Origin of the sequence: Vibrio sp. 10N.261.52.A1 (assembly GCF_002876325.1) — a bacterium.
GTDB classification, from domain to species: Bacteria; Pseudomonadota; Gammaproteobacteria; order Enterobacterales; family Vibrionaceae; genus Vibrio; species Vibrio chagasii.
Map to the genome: position 1 here is coordinate 1 of NZ_MCYD01000595.1, position 8,256 is coordinate 8,256.

At 43.1% G+C, this 8,256-nt stretch carries 6 protein-coding genes and 3 pseudogenes; 6 read left to right on the plus strand and 3 right to left on the minus strand.

Annotated features, from left to right (window positions below):
* Nucleotides 1–54: 54 nt before the first annotated feature.
* Nucleotides 55–1,602 (minus strand): arylsulfatase, encoded by a 1,548-nt coding sequence (locus tag BCT81_RS10290; RefSeq protein WP_102424092.1) that lies wholly within the window; start codon nt 1,600–1,602, stop codon nt 55–57.
* Between the two features lie 345 nt (nt 1,603–1,947).
* Between BCT81_RS10290 and BCT81_RS10295 the strand changes: the two genes are divergently transcribed.
* The 5 genes and pseudogenes from BCT81_RS10295 (at nt 1,948) to BCT81_RS10315 (ending at nt 5,877) form a co-directional block, all read left to right on the plus strand.
* Nucleotides 1,948–3,510 (plus strand): arylsulfatase, encoded by a 1,563-nt coding sequence (locus BCT81_RS10295; RefSeq protein ID WP_102424094.1) that lies wholly within the window; start codon nt 1,948–1,950, stop codon nt 3,508–3,510.
* Nucleotides 3,511–3,768: 258 nt separating this feature from the next.
* Nucleotides 3,769–4,113 (plus strand): annotated as a pseudogene (locus BCT81_RS10300) (cytochrome c peroxidase); the annotation flags it as partial.
* Nucleotides 4,113–4,682 (plus strand): annotated as a pseudogene (locus tag BCT81_RS10305) (hybrid sensor histidine kinase/response regulator); the annotation flags it as partial. The pseudogenes BCT81_RS10300 and BCT81_RS10305, both read left to right, overlap by 1 nt.
* A 12-nt stretch (nt 4,683–4,694) precedes the next feature.
* A pseudogene (locus BCT81_RS10310) lies at nt 4,695–5,114 on the plus strand (hypothetical protein).
* 106 nt (nt 5,115–5,220) lie between these two features.
* Nucleotides 5,221–5,877 carry a DUF2057 family protein gene (locus BCT81_RS10315; RefSeq protein WP_102424095.1) on the plus strand — a complete coding sequence of 219 codons (657 nt, stop codon included), beginning with the start codon at nt 5,221–5,223 and terminating at the stop codon, nt 5,875–5,877.
* 112 nt (nt 5,878–5,989) lie between these two features.
* Here the strand turns inward: BCT81_RS10315 and BCT81_RS29305 are convergent, their stop codons facing one another.
* Nucleotides 5,990–6,148, minus strand: a complete 159-nt coding sequence (locus BCT81_RS29305; RefSeq protein WP_171750743.1) for a hypothetical protein — start codon at nt 6,146–6,148, stop codon at nt 5,990–5,992.
* A 153-nt stretch (nt 6,149–6,301) separates the two neighbouring features.
* Entirely contained in the window at nt 6,302–7,021 is a 720-nt protein-coding gene (locus BCT81_RS10320) for a Crp/Fnr family transcriptional regulator (protein ID WP_102424097.1), read from the minus strand.
* Nucleotides 7,022–7,435: 414 nt separating this feature from the next.
* Between BCT81_RS10320 and BCT81_RS10325 the strand changes: the two genes are divergently transcribed.
* The gene (locus tag BCT81_RS10325; protein WP_102424098.1) at nt 7,436–8,218 is read left to right on the plus strand and encodes a LuxR C-terminal-related transcriptional regulator; all 783 of its coding nucleotides are present in this window, start codon (nt 7,436–7,438) and stop codon (nt 8,216–8,218) included.
* The last annotated feature ends 38 nt before the right edge of the window (nt 8,219–8,256 follow it).

Here is an 8,256-nt window from a genome sequence, read left to right on the forward strand (position 1 = left end):
AAAAAAGAGCTCCGAAGAGCTCTTTTCATACAGTTGATATACCCAAACCGTCGATTACTTGTTATGGGACTCCTGAAGTTTCTCCATAACCTGATCTAAACTAAAGCTCGCCGCTTTTTGACGTGGTGGATATTCAGCGAATGTTTCTAGGAACTTGCCCACATACGCTTGTGCTGGAACGAACATGTACGCGTGGTCAAGCAACCAGTCGTAGTATGTATTCGATGTAATATCAGCATTTTCGTAAGGGTCCATTCTAAGGTTAAACAACTTAGGAAGACGCAAGGTCACAAACGGTTCAGCCCAAATTTGCATAGTACCCGTAGCTCGTTGCTCCATGAATACCGCTTTCCATTGGTTATAACGAAGCGCCGCTAAATCACCATCATCTGTGAAGTAGAAGATTTCGTGACGACGACCTTTTTCTTCTTCACCTGTTAGGTAAGGGAGGAAGTTGTAACCATCTAGGTGAAGCTTAAAGGTTTTATCACCCGCGGTATGACCTTTGAGTAGCTTCTCTTTGATCTGATCATCACCCGCTGCAGCAAGGAATGTTGGCATCCAGTCCATGTGATGCATGATTTCGTTAGAGACAGTTCCAGGTTCAATTTTACCCGGCCAACGAACCATGGCTGGCACACGATATGCCCCTTCCCAGTTGGTGTTTTTCTCACCACGGAACGGGGTTGTACCCGCATCAGGCCAAGAGTTCATGTGTGGACCATTATCCGTTGAGTAAAAAACAATGGTGTTGTCTTTAATACCCAATTCGTCGACTTGTTTCAGTAACTGACCAACGTGTCTATCGTGCTCAACCATACCATCGGCATAGTTACCAATGCCGGTGACGCCTTTGCTATCTGGCTGAACGTGTGTTCTAAAGTGCATACGCGTGGCGTTCCACCAAACAAAGAATGGTTTGTCGGCTTTCACTGCGCGGTCCATAAAGTCGAGTGCCGCATCTAGCGTTTCTTCATCTACCGTCTCCATACGCTTACGTGTTAAAGGACCAGTATCTTCGATCTTGCCGTCAGCGAACGACTTGATAACGCCACGCGGCCCAAACTTCTTACGAAACTCTGGGTCTTTAGGGTAATCTTCATTTTCTGGTTCTTCTTCAGCATTTAGGTGATAGAGGTTGCCAAAAAATTCGTCAAACCCGTGCGCTGTTGGAAGAAATTCATCTTTATCGCCAAGGTGGTTTTTACCAAATTGGCCTGTCATGTAACCCATAGGCTTGAGCAGTTCCGCGATCGTAGCATCTTCTGCTTGAAGGCCAATATCCGCCCCAGGTAAACCTACTTTACTTAAGCCTGTTCGTAATACACTTTGACCAGTAATGAACGTAGAGCGACCTGCGGTACACGACTGCTCTGCGTAGTAATCGGTAAACATCATGCCTTCTTTAGCGATGCTATCAATATTCGGAGTTTGATAGCCCATTAAGCCAAAGGTGTAAGCACTAACATTAGATTGACCAATGTCATCACCCCAAATGACGAGAATATTTGGTTTTTCAGCGGCGAATGTAGTGGTGGAAGCCGCAATCATCGCTGTCCCCAAAATCGCTAATCGACGCTTGACGCCATATTTCGCTGTCATAGAAACCTCTTTGTAAGTTATTTGCATCCTGCCCTACAACGTATAGTTCATTTTTTACGCATGCGCGAGATTCCGTAAGCTATTAATCTTTTTGTCATTTTTATAGAGACAAGGATACAAAACTTACTGGTTTGATTTGCATCGACAAACTTGATAGGGATCACCCATGTAAACTAAGGGTTATTAGAAGTATCAAGTTAAACTCCTATTAATCAATAATTTAACCCTACATCATAACGATTGGTTATAAACACTATAAAAGGACGGAACCCAGTTTTGGGAATAACATTTGTCCATCGATGCGTTGTTCTAACGCATTAATCTTAAAAGTGAATCGGAGTCCTTATGGGTACTAAAATTAATAAACTAGCATTAGGTGTTGGCTTATTAGCAGCTTCTTCAGCGGCAACCGCAGCAGAAAAACCAAATATTCTTGCTATCTGGGGTGATGACATTGGTGTATTCAACATCAGTGCATATAACAACGGAATGATGGGTTACGAAACACCTAACATCGACCGTATTGCTAACGAAGGCGCACTATTTACTGACCACTACGGTCAACAATCGTGTACAGCTGGTCGTGCTGCATTCCTAACAGGTCAAGAACCTTTCCGTACAGGTCTACTTACCATTGGTATGCCAGGTTCTGATCACGGTATCCCAGACTGGGCTCCAACTATCGCAGACCTTCTTAAAGAACAGGGCTACATGACAGCTCAGTTCGGTAAGAACCACATGGGTGACCAAGACAAACACCTTCCTACGAACCACGGTTTTGACGAGTTCTTCGGTAACCTTTACCACCTGAATGCAGAAGAAGAACCAGAGACATACTACTACCCTAAAGATCCTGAGTTCCGTAAGAACTTCGGTCCACGTGGTGTAATCAAGTCTACTGCTGACGGTAAGATCGAAGATACAGGTCCTATGACGCGTAAGCGTATGGAGCACGCGGATGAAGAGTTCCTAGAAGAATCTCTAGCGTTTATGGAAAAAGCAGTGAAAGCTGACAAACCATTCTTTATCTGGCACAACACAACACGTATGCACGTGTGGACTCGTCTACAAGAAAAATACCAAGGTAAATCTGGTATCAGCATCTACGCTGACGGCATGCTAGAGCACGATGACCAAGTTGGTATCCTTCTAGACAAGCTTGATGAGCTGAAGATCGCAGACAACACAATCGTAATTTACTCTACCGATAACGGTGCAGAAACAGTATCTTGGCCTGACGGCGGTGCGACTTACTTCCATGGTGAGAAAGGTACAACTTACGAAGGTGGTATGCGTGTTCCTCAGCTAGTTCGCTGGCCAGGCGTAATCAAACCGGGTAGCAAGATTAACGACATCATGGCACACCAAGACTGGATCCCTACTCTACTAGCAGCAGCTGGTGATGACAAAGTGGTTGAGAAGCTAGCGTCTGACAAAGGTGCTACATACAACGGTAAGAACTGGCGTGTACACCTAGATGGTTACAACTTCATGCCTTACTTCGAAGGTAAAGAAGAGAAAGGTCCTCGTAACAGCCTACTTTACTTCTCAGCGAACGCAGAGCTAAACGCGGTGCGTTGGAATGACTTCAAGATTTCATTCGCTGTAATGGACGGTAACATTACCGATGCAGTACGTTTCCAAACAAACTGGCCTCAAGTTGTACACCTACGTGCTGACCCATTCGAAAAAGCACCACATGAATCTGGCATGTACCTACGTTGGATGGCAGACAACATGTGGCTATTCGTACCAGTAGGCGGCAAAGTACAAGAGTTCATGCAGACGCTACCTGACTACCCAATGCAACAAAGCCAAGTGTTGAACCCTGGTAACTTCAACCAGAACGTTTACATGCTTAAAGGTAAACTTAAGCAACTAGAAGCGGCAGCAGCGCAAGCTAAATAAGCAAAACTTAATTATGTATTTTAAGTTGAACAACTAAATTAAATACATAATCAAATACAAAGCCGTGGTGACTGAAAGTAGTTTCCACGGCCTTTCTGTATCTACCCGCCAATGTTCCTATCCCTACTCCTTATCTTGCAACATTAATATGACAATAGATTCATAAAGGAACCCTGATAATTTACAAGGTAAATAAGGGGGTAATTCAGGCGGATCCTGAATTGATTTAATGGATTAAATTTAGATGGAACTGATGCTATGAAGACATCCTACTTGGCTGGAATAAGCATAACTGTTATGTGTGTTTCGATCGCTATACTGGTTTATGATGGTGCATCTTCAAACTCTCACTCTTCCTTTGAGCACAAAGACCATCACCCTGCTGATTCGTCTCATTCGGATTCACACGCAAGCGACACGCATAAAACCCGCCAACTCACGACATCTAGTATCAAAGTCTTTCCAATTCCTAACGCCACTGAAATCGATCATGATCTGGCAAAAATTGGCTGGGTACTCTTCAAAGATCCAAATCTTTCCTCTAATCGCAGCGTCAGTTGCGAAACCTGCCACAGCCTTCAAACCAACGGTGCTGAGGTGATGAGGCTCATGACGAGTTTCTTGTGTTAGGGGCGAACTTTGTCCTTACGAAACCATTGCAAAAAAACAGCTTACAAAATGCCATTAATGAGTTTCATCATCAGTTTGAGATAAACCGACTCCAATCTGTTCATTCTCGTCAATCAACGGAAACGAGTAATAGCAATGTCACCATGCTGACTCGTCCACCGAAGAACAAACTGCCTCTTACAGAAGAGGAAATATCCCGTAGCCCATTACTCGAGGGCGATAAGCTAGAAGGTAATGAAAAACTCAAGTGTATAAACAACTTAGTTGATGAATTAGAAACTGAAATTGATGAGCTAATAGCCCTCTTCTCGGATGATAAACCCGATGATCTATCGAGAACTTTAAAAGCCGTTATCGCCATTGCATCTAAACACGAAATGTATGAGGTGCTTGAGCTTGCTATCTCTGCAGCGCAAACCACAGAGCAGCACATCATGCCGGAAGCCGAACTGCTGCAACAACTCATCAATCGACTCATGGTAAACAGCCATCAAGCAACACGCTTAATACACAAACTCAACCAACAACGTAAAACGGGTTAACTGGGGTGTCATATGAAATTGAACCTACCTAGTATTGGTCCACATCTACTTTTGGCGGCGGGCGCTACGCTCATTTTTGTCGTCGACTATCACGTGCCATTAGGTATCGCGATGGCTGTACCTTACATTACGATAGTACTGCTCGCATCAACCACTAAAGAGCCATTTTCAGCCATTATGTGGGCGATTGTCTGTACCTTACTTACTCTCGTTTGATACTACGTTTCCGTGTCCGGTAGTGAGGCATGGTTTGTTATATTGAACCGGGTCATTACCATTTATGCGATTTGGGTATGTGCTTTTGTTCCTATCTACATCACGCTTCAATCACCTACTGATACTGAGGTTCTTGATGATGACGTCACCCCACCAGATGCACTAAACCACTCTTACGCGGATAAGAAACGTACAGGTAACACGCTCAATAATTAGGCTTAGGTTAAGTTTCGGTGAATTTTGCCAAATAGAGACAAGGTAACTTGAAATACTTTGTTCTGCGTGAGATTGTAAAATATCTCACACCAATAACTGTATGATTATGAAAACATTACAATCCATTGCACTGCTTTCCACAATTATCGCAGCACCACAAGTGTTAGCTGATGTAAAAATTGAAGTTCCTTCTAGCGCAGATGCTCTAGTTGAAGTCTTAGCGGTTAATGAGGCTAAACCTGATCTTGAGGGTGGTTTTTTCTCTTCAAGCAAAACGATCACCGTGCCAGACGGTGTAAACCAAATCGTTTTCCAATATCAGCTTGCTTTTAGTCAAGGTAACGATCGTGAGTTTGTCGATAGTGACGCAATTATTGCTACTTTTGACGCGACAGACACAACGGTAACGTTCGACATGCCTAAGTTCCGCAACGCTAACGAAGCGAGAAAAGGCTTTCAGAACCTAGATTGGAAATTGGTTGATGAGAACCAAAATGCAATCAGTGTTAAGCAAGACAAATTAACCAAAGATGGCATGCAGGTTGGCCGTAAATACCCTCAAGAAGCGAAAGAATACAACCGTACAGGTGGTATTGCCGCATTAACGACAGGTGCTACAGCCGCTGCAGTTGTTCAGCCAGTAACACTACCAGCAAAAATTGATGGCAACGCGTCTAACACGGCCGAAGAAATGCTGTACTTCTGGTATGAAAAAGCCGACGCTGAAACCAAGCAAACATTCAAAGAGTTCGTGAACAAGTAAATCCTACTTGTTGATCGTCTTAATAAAAAAGCTGGCATTCAATCGCCAGCTTTTTTGTATCAACTATAGGGTAACTACCTTTCCGTATTCGCCCGATTGGTGCGCGTTTGCACTATGCGTTCTCAGCAGAAAACACTTCTCCGTCGATTTTGATCGGCCATCCCATCAATTCATATTCAGCAGCCAGTAAATGTGCGCAACGGCTTGATACTCTAGTTTTTATCCACTCACCTATGCCACACACTTTGTATTCCAAAACAGCCATTTTCATAACAACACCATTTACTCAAAATTAAATTTATAAATATCAGGTAGAAGTTATCTATTCCAAGGGCTTATGTATGTTCCCAAAAGAACATTAGCCTATAGTTTACCTATAAAGTTGTAGGTATTTTGTTTTCAATCATTTAGCGTAAAGCATACGCTACTGGGATTTTATCTCCGCAACTGGATCACGCATCATTAGATTCATTGGTGAAATACGTTCGTATAGCCCTTCAACATCTGAGATGAATACTTTACCCCTTTGAATCTTGACCAAACCGTCCTGTTCTATTCCTTTCAACACTTCGTTCAAGCGTGAGCGAGAAATACCAGTAATCGTACTCAATTGAGTTTGTGACACGTTAACACTCACGGTAGCTCCCGCTATGTTATTTTGGCGCGCAGCGAGTTCTAAAAGTACATAAATCGTTTTTTGTTCTTTTTCATGGATAGAGGAAAGGTAAGCCTGCATCCAAATCGATTGTGCTTTAGTGCCACAATGCAGCAGCCACTTAAATACCATGCACTGCTCTTCAGCCAACTCTAGTACCTTTTCCGATGGGAAAAGTACCATGGTAATCGGTTCCACTTCTTCAGCTACCGCAAAAAGATTGTATTCAGCATGAATCGACAAGGCCCCCATCCAATCACCTTTACCGATCACTCCTCCTGATAAGCTCTTCATATTTTGAGTAGAAAAACAGATACCCGCAGAGCCGCTAAGAATATAGAAAACGCCAGGTAGGTTTTGAAACTTTTGTGTAATTTCCAAGCTATGAATGCCGGTTTTAAATACGGCAATCTCAAGCAAGCTATCGATGAGATCTTGTGGCAAATCACATGGCCACTGTATTTGTTTGCCTATGGCTGGATCTAACAATGATTTATTCCTCCTCCAACAATCTCACACATGAAAATGATGAACTACATCTCTTTTAAATGTAGTTCATCATTGCCAACCCAGAAGGTTTTATTCAAATAAAATCTTATATCTTAGTAGCTTAAGTCTCTTTGATAACGAACAGCGGGCGCTACAAAGAAAATAACGATATTACAAGCTGCCAACATACTCGGCTCATTATGTTGGCATTATCCCAAACTCGTCTATTAAACTTAGACATTTGACGGGCCTCTTTAGAAAGCTATTCACCTAGCGCTAATCACCACCATAGATCACCCTCGCTCTAACACTTAGGTACTAAATTCGGCTCAATACGAACGACATTCTCTACTTAGGTTGACACATTTTAGCTCTTGCCGTTATTTTTGTCTTAAACCACAACAGACGGTCAGTATGAAAGACAACCAATTCGATAGCTTTGAAGAGCTCTTAGGTCACCAAACCGACACCTTGACCGCATGTCAGCCAAAAGATTTTGATAAGACATTTGTGTCACTCGCTCAGGAGGCTCTTGCTTGGTTTAATCTAGATAGGCTTACTCTGTTTCCAAACTCGATGATTCTTTTGGATACAGGGAAAAGTATGTCTGTCTCTCAAGTCGGAATGCCCCCACTCGAGATGGAGCGCTTTCTAAAAGGCAACTACCTTGAATATCTGCAGCTTTTACGATCTAAAGAGTGTTGGCAGCTATTTCCAGAGCAATCACTCGCGAACCACAAGATCGATCCGCTACGTGAACTCTATCAAGAAGGCGCTCATTGGCACGCTATCGTGAGCTTATCGTTATTTGGGCAACAATGGGGCGCTATCGGTTTCTCTAGGTTCAAGCGTTACGACACTCCGATTGAAGAGCGTGATTTGAAGCGAATCAAAATGCTGAGTGATGTTTGGCTCTGTTTTTGGCAACACTCCAAAATGACTCGTAGTGTGACCAGTGATGAAGCCAGTAATATCAATGAGAGTGAAAAACTCTTGTTACTTACAAAAAAACAATGCGCTGTACTTGCGCAGCTGGCGCAAGGTTACACCGCTAAGCAATGTGCCGACATTCTGTTTTTAAGCCCAAGAACGATCGAATCTCACAAATATCGAATGTTAGCTCTCCTCGAACTCGATAACCATACGGAGCTAATCCAGTTTGCGCTTCGTAATGGCTTCGGTATTGATAACCCATAAGGGCCGTTACCAAAAAACAGTGCTCGTACTAGTTAGTC

Excerpts from the sequence above, each read along its gene's own strand:
- BCT81_RS10315 (WP_102424095.1), top strand. The coding sequence starts at position 5,221 with ATGAAAACATTACAATCCATTGCACTGCTTTCCACAATTATCGCAGCA.
- BCT81_RS10325 (WP_102424098.1), top strand. The coding sequence starts at position 7,436 with ATGAAAGACAACCAATTCGATAGCTTTGAAGAGCTCTTAGGTCACCAA.
- BCT81_RS10295 (WP_102424094.1), top strand. The coding sequence starts at position 1,948 with ATGGGTACTAAAATTAATAAACTAGCATTAGGTGTTGGCTTATTAGCA.
- BCT81_RS10290 (WP_102424092.1), bottom strand. The coding sequence starts at position 1,602 with ATGACAGCGAAATATGGCGTCAAGCGTCGATTAGCGATTTTGGGGACA.
- BCT81_RS29305 (WP_171750743.1), bottom strand. The coding sequence starts at position 6,148 with ATGAAAATGGCTGTTTTGGAATACAAAGTGTGTGGCATAGGTGAGTGG.